The organism is Candidatus Nitrospira nitrificans, from assembly GCF_001458775.1.
Taxonomy (GTDB): domain Bacteria; phylum Nitrospirota; class Nitrospiria; order Nitrospirales; family Nitrospiraceae; genus Nitrospira_D; species Nitrospira_D nitrificans.
This window is the reverse complement of record NZ_CZPZ01000001.1, coordinates 430481-445411: the sequence shown is the minus strand read 5'-3', so window position 1 is coordinate 445411 and position 14931 is coordinate 430481. Positions and strand designations below refer to the sequence as shown.

At 57.1% G+C, this 14931-nt stretch carries 12 protein-coding genes and 1 tRNA gene; 2 read left to right on the top strand and 11 right to left on the bottom strand.

Annotation, left to right across the window (positions count from 1 at the left end):
• Nucleotides 1–190: 190 nt before the first annotated feature.
• Nucleotides 191–1270, bottom strand: coding sequence for a type IV pilus twitching motility protein PilT (locus COMA2_RS01920; protein ID WP_090894137.1), 1080 nt, complete (start codon nucleotides 1268–1270; stop codon nucleotides 191–193).
• Between the two features lie 296 nt (nucleotides 1271–1566).
• Between COMA2_RS01920 and COMA2_RS01915 the strand changes: the two genes are divergently transcribed.
• A complete protein-coding gene (locus tag COMA2_RS01915; RefSeq protein WP_090894135.1) occupies nucleotides 1567–2280 on the top strand; it encodes a hypothetical protein in 714 nt (237 codons plus the stop codon).
• A 78-nt stretch (nucleotides 2281–2358) separates the two neighbouring features.
• Here the strand turns inward: COMA2_RS01915 and COMA2_RS01910 are convergent, their stop codons facing one another.
• From COMA2_RS01910 to COMA2_RS01890, 4 genes are all read right to left on the bottom strand, one after another.
• Nucleotides 2359–3135: an alpha/beta hydrolase family protein gene (locus COMA2_RS01910; RefSeq protein ID WP_090894134.1), complete on the bottom strand. Its 777-nt coding sequence runs from the start codon at nucleotides 3133–3135 to the stop codon at nucleotides 2359–2361.
• Between the two features lie 61 nt (nucleotides 3136–3196).
• Nucleotides 3197–4594, bottom strand: coding sequence for a heme-copper oxidase family protein (locus COMA2_RS01905; RefSeq protein WP_175304336.1), 1398 nt, complete (start codon nucleotides 4592–4594; stop codon nucleotides 3197–3199).
• Nucleotides 4533–5333, bottom strand: coding sequence for a bifunctional hydroxymethylpyrimidine kinase/phosphomethylpyrimidine kinase (gene thiD, locus COMA2_RS01900; protein ID WP_090894130.1), 801 nt, complete (start codon nucleotides 5331–5333; stop codon nucleotides 4533–4535). Before thiD ends, COMA2_RS01905 begins: the two co-directional genes overlap by 62 nt.
• 290 nt (nucleotides 5334–5623) lie before the next feature.
• Nucleotides 5624–6592 carry a FlgO family outer membrane protein gene (locus COMA2_RS01890; protein WP_139076980.1) on the bottom strand — a complete coding sequence of 323 codons (969 nt, stop codon included), beginning with the start codon at nucleotides 6590–6592 and terminating at the stop codon, nucleotides 5624–5626.
• Between the two features lie 623 nt (nucleotides 6593–7215).
• Here COMA2_RS01890 and COMA2_RS01885 point away from each other — a divergent pair.
• Nucleotides 7216–8487, top strand: a complete 1272-nt coding sequence (locus COMA2_RS01885; RefSeq protein ID WP_090894125.1) for an ammonium transporter family protein — start codon at nucleotides 7216–7218, stop codon at nucleotides 8485–8487.
• A 250-nt stretch (nucleotides 8488–8737) separates the two neighbouring features.
• Here the strand turns inward: COMA2_RS01885 and COMA2_RS01880 are convergent.
• The 6 genes from COMA2_RS01880 to COMA2_RS01855 all read right to left on the bottom strand — a co-directional run bounded on the left by COMA2_RS01880 (nucleotide 8738) and on the right by COMA2_RS01855 (nucleotide 14908).
• A tRNA-Arg gene (locus COMA2_RS01880) sits at nucleotides 8738–8813 on the bottom strand.
• A 194-nt stretch (nucleotides 8814–9007) separates the two neighbouring features.
• Nucleotides 9008–9355: a fibronectin type III domain-containing protein gene (locus COMA2_RS01875; protein ID WP_090894124.1), complete on the bottom strand. Its 348-nt coding sequence runs from the start codon at nucleotides 9353–9355 to the stop codon at nucleotides 9008–9010.
• 300 nt (nucleotides 9356–9655) lie between these two features.
• Nucleotides 9656–9880: a hypothetical protein gene (locus COMA2_RS01870; RefSeq protein WP_245630802.1), complete on the bottom strand. Its 225-nt coding sequence runs from the start codon at nucleotides 9878–9880 to the stop codon at nucleotides 9656–9658.
• 342 nt (nucleotides 9881–10222) lie between these two features.
• Complete coding sequence (locus COMA2_RS01865) at nucleotides 10223–11602, bottom strand: CCA tRNA nucleotidyltransferase (RefSeq protein ID WP_090894120.1); 1380 nt, start codon at nucleotides 11600–11602, stop codon at nucleotides 10223–10225.
• A complete protein-coding gene (gene galT, locus COMA2_RS01860) occupies nucleotides 11603–12637 on the bottom strand; it encodes a galactose-1-phosphate uridylyltransferase (protein WP_281176420.1) in 1035 nt (344 codons plus the stop codon).
• A 69-nt stretch (nucleotides 12638–12706) separates the two neighbouring features.
• The gene (locus COMA2_RS01855; RefSeq protein ID WP_175304335.1) at nucleotides 12707–14908 is read right to left on the bottom strand and encodes a glycoside hydrolase family 57 protein; all 2202 of its coding nucleotides are present in this window, start codon (nucleotides 14906–14908) and stop codon (nucleotides 12707–12709) included.
• Between the last annotated feature and the right edge of the window lie 23 nt (nucleotides 14909–14931).

The following is a 14931-nucleotide window of genomic DNA, read 5'->3' as shown; positions in this document are numbered from 1 at the left end:
GAGTGGCGATGACATGTTCAAAGAAACCTCACGGAAAGTTAGAATTCGGTGATTAGGTTTATGCAGCAGGTTCGAAAAATATAGAGATTCTACAGTTTCAAGACCGGTGGGTCCTATCCGCAAGTGCGTTCCTCTAATCCAGTGAGAGTCTCGCATTTTCAGGCGGCCTAACCACAGTCTCGCCCCAGAGCTACTGCAGCACATCCGGCGGGGTCTTGAGGAGTTTGGCGAAGCGATTCTTGTCGATGCATTTCTCATACGCTTCTTCCGGCGAGATCCATTTTTTGGCGAGGAGATCCTGGATCGCGTCATCCAGGGTCTGCATGCCGACGTTTTTCCCGGTTTGCATCTGCGAAGCGATTTGGACCGTTTTGGCGTCTCGGATCAAATTGCTGACGGCCGGGGTGCAGACCAAAATTTCCAGTGCGGCACATCGCCCTTTCTGGTCGATTCGCTTGAAAAGGTTCTGCGCGACCACGACGCGGAGCGCCGTGGACAGGGTGTTGCGGATCTGCGGCTGTTCCGAGGCAGGAAAGACTTCGATGATGCGGTCGACCGTTTTGGCGGCGTTCTCCGTGTGCAGGGTTCCGAACACGAGATGCCCGGTTGCTGCCGCCTCCACCGCCAATGCGATGGTTTCCGGGTCTCTCATTTCGCCGACGAGAATAATATCCGGATCTTCACGAAGGGCTCCCCGCAGAGCCGAACCGAATGTGATGGTATGTAAGCCGATCTCTCGGTGATTGACGATGCAATTTTTGCTCTGATGGACGAACTCGATCGGATCTTCGATGGTCAGAATGTGATCCTTCCGGTGGCGGTTCGCATAATCAACCATCGCCGCCAGCGTCGTCGATTTTCCGCTGCCGGTCGGGCCCGTGACCAGCACCAGCCCTTTCCGCAACATCGCCGCGCGTGTCAGCACGGGCGGTAAGCCCAACTCTTCGGCAGAGGGGATGGTGGTGGGAATTTTCCGAAACACCGCCCCCATCCCGTGTTTGTGGTTGAAGAAATTGGAACGGAAGCGGGCCAATCCGGGAATTTCATACCCAAAGTCCACATCGCCCGTCGATTCGAACACGTCCTTCTTCGGACTCGGAGTGATCTCATAGAGCAGGTCATGGAGCTCTTGGTTGTCGAGCGCCGCAGTGCCCGGCAGGCGTTCCAATTCACCGTTGATGCGAAAGGTCGGGACGTGCCCTGCAATCAGATGAAGGTCCGACGCCCCCTGTTCGATCATCATGCGAAAGAGTTCATCGATCTTGGGCATCGCTCACGACTCTCCTTCCTCTTCGTTCTTTCATGATGCGTGCAGGAAGACCAAGCAAAAGATTGATCCTGGACTTTCAGACCGGAGTTTCCGTCCTGCGATTCACGGCACGCGCAGCACCGTTTCTGCCGGCGGATGCAGAAGGCAGCGCATCACCCGCGGAGCGACACAGCCTTTTCGGAGGAAATCGGTGAAAAGTTGAGGGCCGCTTGATGTGAGGACATTACCCCCATCCCCCATGCCATGCTGATTAGCCTCTTGTGTCCGCCTAGCCCATTCGATTACTGTCAGCGCCCATGGAAGAAGAAACCGTAGAATCGACGACATCGGATGATGAATCCGAAAAGATTGTCATCTATTGGGAGCGGGAGTACTCCACCGCGTTTCCTCCGGAGCGGCTGAAGCTGGACTTTCACCCTCACCGGCCGATGTTGAGTCACATGACGCTGGATGAACAGCGGGCGCTGGCTGCCGGTGGTTACAAGGTGTTGCCGGACGACTGTGGGCCGGTCCGGACTGTGGGCAACTATGGCTGGCTCATCCGCTGTCCCGCCGATGTGAAATTGCGCCGCACCGCGTCAGGGGTCCAGTGGCAATCGCCGCCGATCGCGCCGGAAGAGCGATTGCTCGGCTACAAGACATTTTCCGGGATGTACGTCGATTTGATTCTAAACAGCGGGTATCCCAAGCTCTGTTGCGGAATCCGTCTCTACTATCCCAAACATGTCGGCTTAATGATGAAGGATCTGCCCAACCACTTCTATCATCATCCGGACCGGACGTTTACCGTCTGGGAGGGCATCAAGACGCAGGAGTATAAACGCACGCCGAATCAGTATGCCTGGTTGCCCGACTACGAAGCCTTCACCGCCAACTTTCTGTTACAGTTGCACAAGCCCACGACGATCAAGCGCGGCGATCCGATCGGGGTGATTTTGCCCGTCCTGCTTCCGAAACAGTTTGTGCTCCAAGAAATTCAGCACCCTGAGCCGCCGGATCCGGCAACTTAGACTCGAACTCATCCGCCAGATCTATCCACGCCCATCCTCGGTTGAGCGCTGCTCCGTCGTTCGTTTGTGGATGGCTGATTATGACTGAGCGGTGGACAGGTGCCGATTCAGCCAATCGGCAATGGTCAGAGTCATTCTCGTGAAGTCCGTCCCCTTCGTGAACTGATGGTCGGCGCCGGGCAACAGTTCGAGGTGCTTTTTGACCCGCAACGCTTCGTAGAGCCGCCTGCTTTGATGCAGCGGGACATGCTCGTCCTTGTCGCCTTGCACGATGACGGTTGGAGCCGTGATCGATCGCGCGGGGACGTAGGCGATCTGCCGGAGCGCATCTTCATAAAAAGCATAGTGAAGCGTGATTCGGTCGGGGCCGCCCATGATGTTCGGAATCGTGCCGGTTGCCTTCCATCGCGCCATTCCATCGTCTCCGAATTCGAGCCGTAGCTCCTCGGCGAAGTCGACGACAGGACATTTCAAGGCGAGGCAGGCCAAGTCCGCCCGCTGTGACGCAGTCAGAATCGAGACCAGACCGCCGAAACTCGATCCCATCAGGCCGATGTGCCGATAGCCACGCGCTCTCATGAGATCGACCGCGCTCCGTGCCTGTTCAACCGCCAAACCGACGGTCAGCTGATCGAACGGGCCTTCGCTTTCTCCCTGGCCGAAGAAGTCGAAGCAAAACGTGGCGATGCCTTGGTCGATCAGCAGGCGGGTGAGTGTTTTGTTCGTCGAGCTGGTTTTCGATGAAAGGAATCCGTGGCACAGGATGGAAATCTTATCCGTTCCTCCGTCGGGAACGGTCAAGAGACCGGCGACTCGATGACCGTGAGGATCAAGAAATGAGAAGCGTTCTTCCATGAGGGGGGATTGTATCAGAGTCGGTGTCTGCGGTCAGGACGGGGGATACCTGGCCGGACGTTCACGCCGTGAGTTTGAGCTCGTCGGCGGAGGTCTGTCCTGTCCGAAGCCGGTCCGGTTGCTTGACGATCATCGAGGTCAGTTTGACTGAAAAGAGAGTCAAGCCGGTCATGAGGAGGCCGAGACTGGTCCAGGTTGCGATAGGGATGTAGAGGGAGGTCAGCGGTACATTCCAGGTCAACGCGGCCAAGAGGCCAAGTCCCATGGTTCCCAAACTGAGCGCGCCGATTTGAACGGTGCTCCAGCGGTTCATGATACCGTTCAGCTGATCAAGATACGGCCCGCGTTTCTTGGTATTGGGGACACGATCGGCTGCTAGGGTGAGGGGGATGAAGTAGGAGCACGCGCCCATGATGCCATTCATGATGAAGCCGACGAACGTCATATGTGTATAGGCGACGAGGTGGAGCGTGCCGTACGGTAGCCGCGGGGGACTGGAGAGGTGATTCGCTCCGACAAGGGCGCCGAGGATGATGGTGAGCAGGAGAAAGAAGGTACTGACCAAAAGATGGTCCGAGGCGGCGCTGCCGGTGTGGGTCGAGGAACGCCAGGTTCCAAGCAGATTGCCGGCCCAGAGGACCCCGCCTATGAAGAGCATGGCGCCGGCGGCCATTTCAACAGGGACCGATGAGTTCAAGAATCCGCCGATCAAGACAGCGGCGCCGAGCGGCATCAGGACCATCGCCGTTTGCGCGAGCTTGGGGCTCAAGGAAGGACTGCTCCAGACTTTCGGGAGGATATGGTGGATCATGCCGATGATTGCCAGCACCACAAAGCCGAGCACCACCAAGTGGATGTGTGCGAGCCGCGCATAGCCATAGGATTCCGGCATCAACCCAAACGCCATGATCAAACCGCAGATCGATCCGCCGATCAGGGCGAAGAGAGAGAGCGCGTAATACCACGAATGGTTGATGGATGATTGTCCCGCGCGATGTGTCCGGCTCCAAATGGAGTATATGGCGGAGAGAAACGCGGCAATGACGACGAATCCGGCGAAACCTACGACCATGTACCGATGCAGCCAAAACCCCACGAGCATCCCAACCAAACCGCTGTTCATCGCCCAGAATGTCAGGGGATGCGACTCCGTTTCTTTTCGGTCAGCCGAGCGAGGAGGGGAGATGAAGAGGAGAAATCCACCAAGAAGAATCTGGGCCACGCCGCCGACCAAGACCGCATGGACATGGAACGCTCGGACCCATGGCGGCAGCGGAGTGCCGTGAATCAGTCCGATGAGGATCGCCGCCCCGAGGATTGAAGCAAGCACCAACCAGCCGAGTCCGGCGAAGCACAATGAGAGGGGCGGATAGGTTCGTGCCGACATTGAGGTGCCGTTATCGCTCCAGGAAATAAAAATGATCCGTGGGGCCTTGTCCATGACCGATTGCCAGCCCATGGCGGATCGCTTCGGTGACGTACGACTTTGCGGCCTGCGCCGCATCGAGGACGGATCGTCCTCGTGCCAGATGCGCCGCCAGCGCGGAGGCGAACGTACAGCCGGTGCCATGCGTATGGCGAGTTTCGATGAATTCCCCCTTCAAGATGTTGAAGAAACGTCCGTCATAGAGCACGTCCGTCCCTCGTTCGTTGAGGAGATGGCCGCCTTTGATCAGCACATATTTGCATCCGAAGCCATGAATGACCTTGGCGGCTCGACGAGCATCGGCCAACGAAGTGATCTCAATTCCCGACAGTTGCTGGGCCTCATGCACGTTCGGTGTCACAACCAATGCGAGCGGCAACAGCCTGGTCTTGACCGCTTCGACTGCATCCGGTCGCAAGAGAGAATGACCGCTCTTGGAAATCATCACCGGATCCACGATCAGATTGGTTATGTGCTGAGGCGCCAGCATGGCGACGATCACCTCCACGATGGCCGCCGAGGACAACATTCCGGTCTTCACGGCGGCGACGTCGAAATCGTCGAAGATCGCGTCGAGTTGCGAGGCGATAATGGACGACGGCAATTCCAGAACATCCGTTACCTCTTCGGTGTTCTGGGCCGTGATCGCCGTGATGACAGACATGGCGAATACGCCGTTGGCGGACATGGCTTTGATATCGGCTTGGATACCGGCGCCTCCGCCGGAATCCGAGCCCGCGACGGTCAGCACTTGTTTCAAGGTCTTTGACATATGCGATCCTTTACCAGACTGCGAAAATCCCAGTTGTTGCCGATAATATGGCTCTCAGAATAACTCCAGAATGTTCAAAAAATCTGCTGTTCTCATCCGCCAGGCCCCGGTGCGCCCGTTTCGCCCGCCTCGCGGACTCATCAAGACGAGCTCGCCTCGCGGCGAAGCCGAGGGCCAAGAGGCGCCTCTCCGCAGGCAAGTCTGCAGCGAGCGAAGAGGCAAGGCGTACGCTTCGGCGTTGAGCCTCTGAACGATGTGAGAACGTAGCGGCGGACTTTTTCAGCATTCTGTTACGGCGTCGTCTGCGTAGGTTCCGACGGCGAGGTAACTTTTAAACCATCAATGACGAAGGAGGCGTCTCGTCTCGGTAACGTCTCGCGAAAATGAAGTGTGAATAGAGTGGCCGCTGTCTCCGATGGACCGGTGAAGGTCAGGACGGCCCGTTCCTTTCGGCGAGGGGAGAGTTCGACGCCACGGGTACACAGACCTTCTCGATTGTCTCCAACGCCTTGATGCCAAGCTGTTCCCTGGTCGTCCGTCAGGACCGTTCCCTGCAAATGACAGAGGAGCTTCACATCGCGCCGGGAAAGGTTTTCGATGGTGAGATCCACCTTGGCTCGGGTGGCCTGTCGTTCGATCGATCGGACCACCATTTCGTAGTGTTCGTTCCGGTACGTCCCTAACCCTATCGCCGCCGGAGTCTCCTTGGGGCTCTCAATGTTCACGATCGGTTGCGGCGCCTCCTCTTTTTTAAAGAACGCGTTCAAGGGACCGGCTTTGGGCAGCATCCCCCGTATCGCGCGGATCGGCTGGGTATTCGATGGGCTGATGAGCCGCACGGTGACCTGTAGGCCATCGGGCGTGTCGAGGATCACGCCGCCCACAAACAGGTCGGCTCGTATCGTTTTGGCCGCCTGCCGTATGGTCTTCGCATGGGCCGAGTCGATGTGGTCGACGTGCAACTTCTTCAGGGTCGAGTACGTAAGGGCGCGATCCACCACCGTCAATTCACCGCCCACCATGATCTGTGTTCCGAGTTCTTCGGCAAGGAACTGTCCGATCGGAGTCGGTTCTCCCTTCCCATCGGTGAAGTCGATAAAAGCCAGGCGCTGTTTTTTCGCCTTGGCAGCTCCTTCAGTCACCCCATCCGCCAACTGTTTGAGGCCCTCCTCATACTTCGCTCCAGCCCACGACGAGGTCGGATGAGAGAAGAGTGTCAGCAGACTAATGAGTAGTAGCGGAAGTCCGATCATAGGCATGAACTGATGCCATTATACTCAGGGAAGTCCTGCTGTCTAGCGGGCCGTAAAAAATGGTGCGGGATTGCGCGTCGGTCATCTGCTGAGGGCCGTCGGTTGAGAAATCGCCACTTGAACGAAACGAATCGGCGGAGCCGACCGATGGCATGAACGTCGGCTCCATGCTTGCGGCCCTTCACGCTTGGGCCAGGCAGCCGGCGGTCGGAATGGGTTGTCGGTGCCTGACCCGGAAGTACGGGCGGGGATGTGTCCTGAACCCAGGGCTTTTGAGAAATGGGTTGGTGTCATGCGCGAGTTCGTTGATCCTGTGAATGCCGCGGAAGATCGTCTGGAGCCGGTAAGTGATGCGCTGATAGCACGGTCGGCGCGCCCATGTTGATTGCGTCGGCCGTGGCCTGGTCATCTCACCACAAGCCGCAGGCGCTTCTCCAAAACCGACACTTCATTGGTTTATCGCCTACTTGAGCATTGGTCCTCGTTTCCCTGCCGGCGTATTGCCTCTGCATCTGGATTATCGGCCACGCGAGCAAGCCTTTGGTGGGGTTTGACAAAAGCGCTTGCCGGTGGAGTACACTGCCACCCCTAGATCCCCCCATTCACTCCTACTGTCCAAGGAGGACTCGATGCAGAACCGCTTCTGGTTGACGATGCTCAGCGCAGCAAGTCTCTTTCTCTTGTGTGTGACAAGTTGGGTCGGTGCCGAGGAGCCGGCTGGTGCCGTGAATGAGGCGCGCTTGGTCGCGCAATATAACTATTCGATTCACATCCTGGCCATGCTGGTCGTCGGGTTCGGCTTTCTCATGGTGTTCGTCCGACGGTATGGCTTCGGCGCCACGACCGGCACCTATCTCGTCGTCGCAACGGGGCTACCTTTGTACATGTTGTTGCGGGCGAACGGAGTGGTGGGGCATTCGATACAGGCCCATTCAGTCGAGACCTTGATGCTGGCTGAATTTTCGGTGGCGACGGCGTTGATCGCGATGGGGGCGGTGCTCGGACGCTTGCGGGTATTTCAATATGCCCTACTCACGCTGTTGTTGGTGCCGCTCTATGCGCTGAACGAATATTTGGTCTTGGATAATGGTTCAGGCCTTACCAAGGGGTTTCAGGATTCGGCCGGATCGATCGTCATCCATGCATTCGGTGCCTATTTCGGACTAGCCGCGTCTCTGGTGCTGACGACTGCGCAGCAGCGGAGTCAGCCGATTGAATCCGATCCGACGTCTGATCGGTTCGCAATGCTCGGGTCCATGGTGCTGTGGCTGTTTTGGCCGAGTTTTGCGACCGCGATCGTGCCGTTCGAGCAAATGCCTCAAACGATCGTGAATACGATCCTTGCTCTGAGCGGAGCCACGCTCGCCACCTATTTCCTCAGCACACGTTTTCATCATGGAAAAACGTCGATGGTGGATATGGCCAATGCGGCATTGGCGGGTGGCGTCTCCATTGGATCGACTTGCAACCTTGTGAGCCCCATAGGCGCGTTTGGGATCGGATTGCTTGCCGGTGCGCTTTCGGTGATCGGGTTTGTGTTCATTCAGCCCATGCTGGAATCAAAAATTAAATTGATTGATACCTGCGGCGTCCACAATCTGCATGGGATGCCCGGGCTATTGGGTGGACTGATCGCGATTGCCGTGGTGCCCGGTGTCGTTGGGGTTCAACTCGTGGGCATCGCGATGACGCTCGCCACGGCGATTGTTGGAGGAGTCATCGCCGGTATGATAATCAGAGCGACTGGTACCACAGAGCAGGCCTATGAAGACTGCCATGAGTTTTCCCATGTGCCTGGACCGGAGAGTGAACGCAAGGTGGAGGAGCTCGCGTTGGGCGCAAAGGCCGATATCGAAATCTTGCAAAAGGAACTACTTGCCCGGGCGGCGGCACGTAGTTAAGCCGGAACGAAATCGTACCCGACTGAGTAGGGCATTGTGTTATCCCTTGTTCGGTCAGAACCGGCTGAGTGTGATGCATCCATCCGCGAATTGACCTGTTGATCTTCGGTCCCAAGGAGATGGGGAGGCTGGATGGGCTTCCGGCACGAGCGAGCGATCGGAATTGAATTAAGACTACTGAAGGTGCTTATCCGCGCCCAACAGAAACGAGAAGATGATAGATAGCGCGCGGCACGCACGAGATGCGGTGTGGTGCGCCCGACAGGACTTGAACCTGTAACCTTCTGATCCGTAGTCAGATGCTCTATCCATTGAGCTACGGGCGCCTGCTTATGTACCGACGAAATATAAGTCCTGAGGTAAAGGGCTAGCTTGACGACGATAGTGGTGGATGGCGTCTCGTCTCAGCACTCAGCGCTTTTGCCCAGCACGTACCAGCGTCAGTGGTTATACAGTTCTCAATGAGAAGGGGTCAAGAGACGAACGCCGGAAAAGTCTGGATTTGAGGTCCGGGGGGTGGTTAGGGGATGGTCTTGCTCACTTCGTTTGAGAAAGAACTTTCGGCGCCACCCGCATTGTATGCGGTGACTGTGAAAAAATAGGTGGTCCCGGCTTCAAGACCTGTCACGGTGTAGCTCGTGACAGTCATGGGGACGGTCGCTATCGGCGCACCATACTTACCAGGGGCTGTTGCCTGATAGATCTTGTGTCCAGCAACGTTTGCTTGTTCATTGCCATCCCAGGAAAGTGTGGCGGTTCCATTGCCTGTGCCTGACGCAGGGTTGGTTAGTGTGGGGTCAGACGAAGCACACCCCGCCGTCACAAGCAGGAAGAAACAAATCCGAAATAAATGATAGGGATTGGTCATCGATTTTGAGAATCCTATAGCACAGGTTTGCTGCGAGCAGCGTGTGTAGTGATCGATATGAGCAAAGTTTGTACCGATGTCAATGCGGAAGTATTCAGCTGGAAGTCATTGGAAGTATATGAAATGTGAGTGGACTATCTGCAGTGACCAGCAAGATCAGATGGAGAGCGGTGTAGTCTGAATCATACAGCTCGGAGAGAGCATAGCAATCGAGAGGGTGGGGCTCTGTTCTAGGAGGAAAAAACACTGGGGGGCTTTCTCCCTTTAGGCAGAAAGCCCCCTCAGTCTCACCAGCCGAGTCTACTTTCCGCCCTTTTCGTCCTTCTTGTCGCCAAAGGTGTCCGCGTGGCCACCCTTCTTCTCTTCTTTCTTATCGCCGAAAGTCTCGTCGGCCTTGCCATCCTTCTTCTTCTCTTCAGCAGAAATCACGACATGGCCACCCTTCTTCTCTTCCTTCTTCTCGCCGGCGAAGGCTGGCGCGCTGAACGTCACTGCCACTGCCACTGCCATCACTGCCATCAACATGCTTTTCATTATAAGAACCCCCTATTAAGAAATTAGAAGATATGTGTGCCGTTCATTTGGCACTTGCGAAGGTATACAGCAAAGGTAGTGCCATTCTGCCCTATTTGGAAGATGAAACAGAGAGCATCAGGTAATCAGCAGGTTACGAAATTCCTCTCATGAAGCTCCGAATGATTTATCCTACAGAGTGCTGTAGCAGAATAGTCTGGACATGACCAAACTGCCTCATTCCAATTGCTATTACCTAAGCGACTGCCGCTTTGCGAGTTCTCATCAGAGAGGAAGTAACGTGTGGAGGAAGAGGCATCCGAGGAACAGGCGGTAAGGTTTCAGGCCCGCCGACTACAGAGCGGAGTGCCTGCTTTTCGCATAGTTCAAACCCTCTTCCAGCGTTGCGAAGACCCCATCAAGTTGTGCCTCATAACAGTCATCAAGGAGTCGGCCCATGTCAGGACCAGGCTGGATCCCCACATCCAACAGGTGACGACCCGTGACAATGGGAGGAGGTGTCTGACGGTCCACTGACAGCTGTTGTGCCCGGCTCAACAACCACTCGCCGGCGGGAAATCCATCAAACTGTTTCGGCGGGCGGCCGGCATGGTCGGCTCGGGCCACGCGCACCAATCGGTCGATGCGCTTGACTTGTCTTGCCAATCGACGAACTGCGCTGTCCGAAGCGTCGGCATCGTGGAGGGCACGAGGACGAAGATGGCACAATACCAGAGGGATCACTTCATCGATCAAATGGTGCTGGTTCGTCAGCCGCTCAAGAAAACGTTTCGTTGGGCCGGCCCCTTCCGCTTCATGACCTCGCGAGGTGACGTGTCCATATTCCGCTCTGGTCGCGGCCGGTTTGCCGAAGTCGTGGCAGAGGACGCCCAACCCAACGGCCAGGTCGTCCGGTTCATCGCCGGTTCGCTCTGCGGCGAACCAATCCAGACAATGGAGCGTGTGAATCCAGACGTCGCCTTCCGGGTGCCAGATGGGGTCTTGTGGACAGCCTTCAAGGGCCGCGAGCTCCGGATAGAAACGGAGCCAGCCGCAGTGACGTAAGAACTGCAAACCCAGCGATGGTTTACGGCCTTGAAGGAGCAGCTTCTTCCATTCTTCCCACAGACGCTCGCTGGGTTGGTTCTCCTGGGAGAGTGTTTGACACAAGGCGACTGTTTCCGGCGCGCCCGCGAGTTCAAAGCGAGCGGCCAGCTGCATGCCGCGCAAGACGCGCAGAGGATCTTCCGCGAATCGGCTCGACGCGTGGCGCAAGATCCGTGCATCAAGGTCGCTGCGACCGTTGAAGGGATCGCGAAGCTCTCTGGTGTCCGGATCCCAGGCCATTGCGTTCATCGTGAAGTCTCGCCGTGCAAGCGCCTCGTCGATCGGCATATTGGGATCGGCCTGTCTCAGCAAGCCGGAGAGGGAGGTGTCGTCAGAAAGCATGCGGGAGGGAACGGAAAGATCGACCGGTAGACCTTGCAGCTTGAAGACCGCGAACGCTTTTCCGACGAATTGCACGGAGAAGTGCCCATCCAGCAGCGCATGGAGTTGGCCGGGCGGCACACCCGTCACTTCGAGGTCTAAATCACGGGGCTGTCGGCCGAGCGCGAGATCCCGGACCGAGCCGCCGACCAGCCATGTTCTCCCGCCGGCGCGGCGAATCAATTGCTCAATCTTGCCCAGCGCTCCCGCAAGCGCGGGATCTTCGATGCGAAAGCGGACCGGCATCTAGATTCCTGCTTCGCGGAGGAACGTCGCAGCTTCTTCCGGCGACACCGGATTGATGTAGAAGCCGGTGCCCCATTCGAAGCCGGCGACTTGCGTGAGTTTGGGGATGATCTCCAGGTGCCAATGGTAGTACTCGCCGGTTTTCTCATGCAGGGGAGAACTGTGGAGAATGAAGTTGTACGAGGGGCGAGACAACACTGTGTCCATGCGACGCAACGACTCCGAAAGGATCGGGGCCAGAAATTCGAACTGCGATTTCTGGCTTTCCTCAAAATATGCCGCATGGCGCTTGGGAAGAATCCACATTTCGAAGGGGAATCGTGGCGCGAAGGGTGTGACGCAGAGAAACTCCGGATTCTCGGCGACGATTCGATCTCCCTCCGAGAGATCTTGTCGGAGAATGTCGCAGTAAATGCAACGCTCCTTCTGCTGATAGTGCGCGCGGCATCCGTCCAACTCCTCCTGCACGTTGGTCGGGACGATCGGCAGGGCAATGAGTTGAGAATGGCTGTGTTCCAGGGTGGCGCCGGCGGACGCGCCGTGGTTCTTGAAAATGAGAATGTAGCGAAATCGAATGTCCTTTCTGAGGTCGATCATTCGGTCTCGATAGGCCCACAGCACGTCCTCGATCTTCTTGGTCGGCAGATCGGCAAGGCCTTCGACATGTGTCGGTGTTTCAATGATGACTTCATGGGCGCCCACGCCGTTCATGCGATCGTAAAGTCCGATCCCCTCGCGACCCATGTCACCTTCAACTTGCAGCGCAGGAAATTTATTCGGGACGACACGCACGGTCCAGTTCGGAGAATTGGGTCCGGCCGGCTGCGGTCGATAGGCCATGATTTCTTTCGGCGTGAGCCGTTCCTGCCCCGGGCAAAACGGACAGAGGGCCGTCGAAACCGGTCGGGCCGGTCGCAGATTGATAAAGTCATGCGGGCGGCCCCTGCGTTCGGTGGAAATGATCACCCAGCGGCCCACAACGGGGTCACGTCTTAGATCCGGCATGTGCCTCCATGCAAATGTTGAATGTTTGATGGTGAATGTAGAATGGGTGTCAACAATTCAACCAGTAACCATGTTCCATTCATTCACTATTCCCGCCGATCACACTCTCCACAGTTCCGCCTCAAATTCCGGCCCGGGTACCGTGAGGACAGCCGGACGATGGCCAGGATAGCGAGCGACTTCGAGGCCGTGTTCCCGCACGATGATCGCCATCTGGATCGTATCCCCTTGTTCCAAACACAGCTCTTTCCTGGGGACGGCCAACTCCAGAATGGCGCGGGCCATGATTGAACGATAGGCCCCGATCTCCTGCCAGGCGTCTGCTTGGGTCTGGCGAGACAAGAGAAAAGCTTCCGGGCCCGGCGAGGCAAGCGAAAACGTCAGTCGAAAGGTGAATCGAGGCCCTTGCAACAGAATGTCGACGTCAAGGCCCTGCCTGGTCGCACTCGTTTCGTCGGGGTCGAATCTCATCACGAGCTGATCCAAAGTCCAGCCGAATTGGATCGCCGTGAAGAGTCCGTCGGCTTTCCACATGGCTCCCAGCGGGGGTCGGGTGTTGATGTTCCCCGCGCCACGCCATTCGAAAAAGTCGGTCACCTTGCCGTCGATTGCGGGATTCAACAGGACGAGCGGCTGTTGGACTGAATCGGATTCGGAGGCGATGGTCCTGATACAGATCGGGGCATTCAGTTGCTCGGGGGGCGGAATGCCCATGTGCGTCCAGACGTTCCGAAGATGGGTGCGGAAGAGCCGATCGAATTCAGGCTTAAAGTCGGTATCGAAATCATCGCCGTACCACCAGAACCAGTCGCTGCCCTCGGCTGCGTAGAGTTCTTGCCAAGCCGCTTGCGCGCGATCGGGCGGAAGACTTTGCGCGAGATTCATCAGCTGTGTGCGAGTGTGACCGAGGAGATCCCACCCGCAGTTGTCTTCCTGGTGTCCGATCCAGATCTTGTAGTCGGAATTGATCCAGGAGCCGGAATGGAGGCAGGGGAGCTGTTGTGCGGGTTGCACGGCGGTCATTGCATCCGACATGGTCGAGGCCTGGACCATCACCTCTCCGGCGTGATCCAGCTCGTGGTTGGTGAGGGATTCGTATAGAAGAGACAGGAACCGCTCTCCGCCGTCGTGATAGTGTTCCCATGGGTTTTCGCCGTCCAGGATGATGGGGATGACGATCTTCTCTTGCGGTGTGTCGTGAAGAATGCCTCGCACACGCCGCAGGACATCCTCGGCGGCGGATTCGGGCGTCGTCTTGTGATAGACGAATCCGAATGCGTCGGAGATCTCGCGATCGCGAAACAATACGGTCAATGCGTGCTCGGGTTCACCGATGCGATAGGGTTGATAGAGCGCGGACTGCCGATGCCATGGACGGCCGCACATTCCCAGGGAGCGTGCGAGAATACCTTCGTCCGTGGCAAACCAGCGAAGGCCGGTCTGATGGATCAGCGGAAGCATCTCGGGACACACAGACCCTTCCGACGGCCACAGGCCGGTCGGAGCCCGACCGAATGTGCGCTGATGATATTCAACGGCCTGCTGGAGTTGGGCCGCGGCATCCTCCGGAGCATGAAAACGGGCGGGCAAGGGAAGGTCCGGCCTGGCTCGCCGGTTGATATCGGTGTCGATCACCAGCGGAAGAATCGGATGATAGAAGGGTGTCGTCGTCAGTTCGACTTGCCCCCGTTCCAAGAGCCGTCGGTACAGCGGGAGGATTTCTCGCACGGCCAGCCGTTGCAGATCCAAGAGTTCCTGCTTGTCATCCTCGGTGAAGCCTCGATTTTTCTGGCGTAGCGCGGCCAGACGAGGATATTGTTGAACGGTGCCATATCCGAACCAGGCGAGATTGTGCCATACCTGGAGGTCCAGCAGTTCTTGCGTGGAGAATTGACGGGCGACGCGATGGAGATCCTGTCCCGGGACGTCCAGTCCGCGTTTCACCAGCAACTCATGGTATCGTGGATAGGGGCGGACCATTGTCGCCCAGTTGGCTGAAAAGAAATGACGGACCAGAAAGGCTTTTTCTTCGTGCGTGAGGTCGGCCGCTGGGCGCTGTGCATGTTCGAGAAACAGGTCGAGGACCTTCCCGCTGCCGATCTCCTGTAACTGCAAGAGGAGGGATGGAGTGAAATTAAACGTGGCGTTCACGCCGGGAAACTTCTCCAACAGATAGGCCATATCGTAATAGGCCTTGGTCGCATGGAGGCGTACCCACGGCATGCTGGCCGATCCGGCCACTGGATCGGTGTAATAGGGCTGGTGCATATGCCACAAAAAGCACACGTGGACATGCTTCATTGATGCCGATTTCCTCCTTCTCG

Coding starts and splice junctions, on each gene's coding strand:
- COMA2_RS01870 (WP_245630802.1), bottom strand. CDS start 9,880: ATGTTGATGGCAGTGATGGCAGTGGCAGTGGCAGTGACGTTCAGCGCG.
- COMA2_RS01885 (WP_090894125.1), top strand. CDS start 7,216: ATGCAGAACCGCTTCTGGTTGACGATGCTCAGCGCAGCAAGTCTCTTT.
- COMA2_RS01890 (WP_139076980.1), bottom strand. CDS start 6,592: ATGCCTATGATCGGACTTCCGCTACTACTCATTAGTCTGCTGACACTC.
- COMA2_RS01920 (WP_090894137.1), bottom strand. CDS start 1,270: ATGCCCAAGATCGATGAACTCTTTCGCATGATGATCGAACAGGGGGCG.
- thiD (WP_090894130.1), bottom strand. CDS start 5,333: ATGTCAAAGACCTTGAAACAAGTGCTGACCGTCGCGGGCTCGGATTCC.
- COMA2_RS01865 (WP_090894120.1), bottom strand. CDS start 11,602: ATGCCGGTCCGCTTTCGCATCGAAGATCCCGCGCTTGCGGGAGCGCTG.
- COMA2_RS01875 (WP_090894124.1), bottom strand. CDS start 9,355: ATGACCAATCCCTATCATTTATTTCGGATTTGTTTCTTCCTGCTTGTG.
- COMA2_RS01915 (WP_090894135.1), top strand. CDS start 1,567: ATGGAAGAAGAAACCGTAGAATCGACGACATCGGATGATGAATCCGAA.
- COMA2_RS01910 (WP_090894134.1), bottom strand. CDS start 3,135: ATGGAAGAACGCTTCTCATTTCTTGATCCTCACGGTCATCGAGTCGCC.
- COMA2_RS01905 (WP_175304336.1), bottom strand. CDS start 4,594: ATGGGCTGGCAATCGGTCATGGACAAGGCCCCACGGATCATTTTTATT.
- COMA2_RS01855 (WP_175304335.1), bottom strand. CDS start 14,908: ATGAAGCATGTCCACGTGTGCTTTTTGTGGCATATGCACCAGCCCTAT.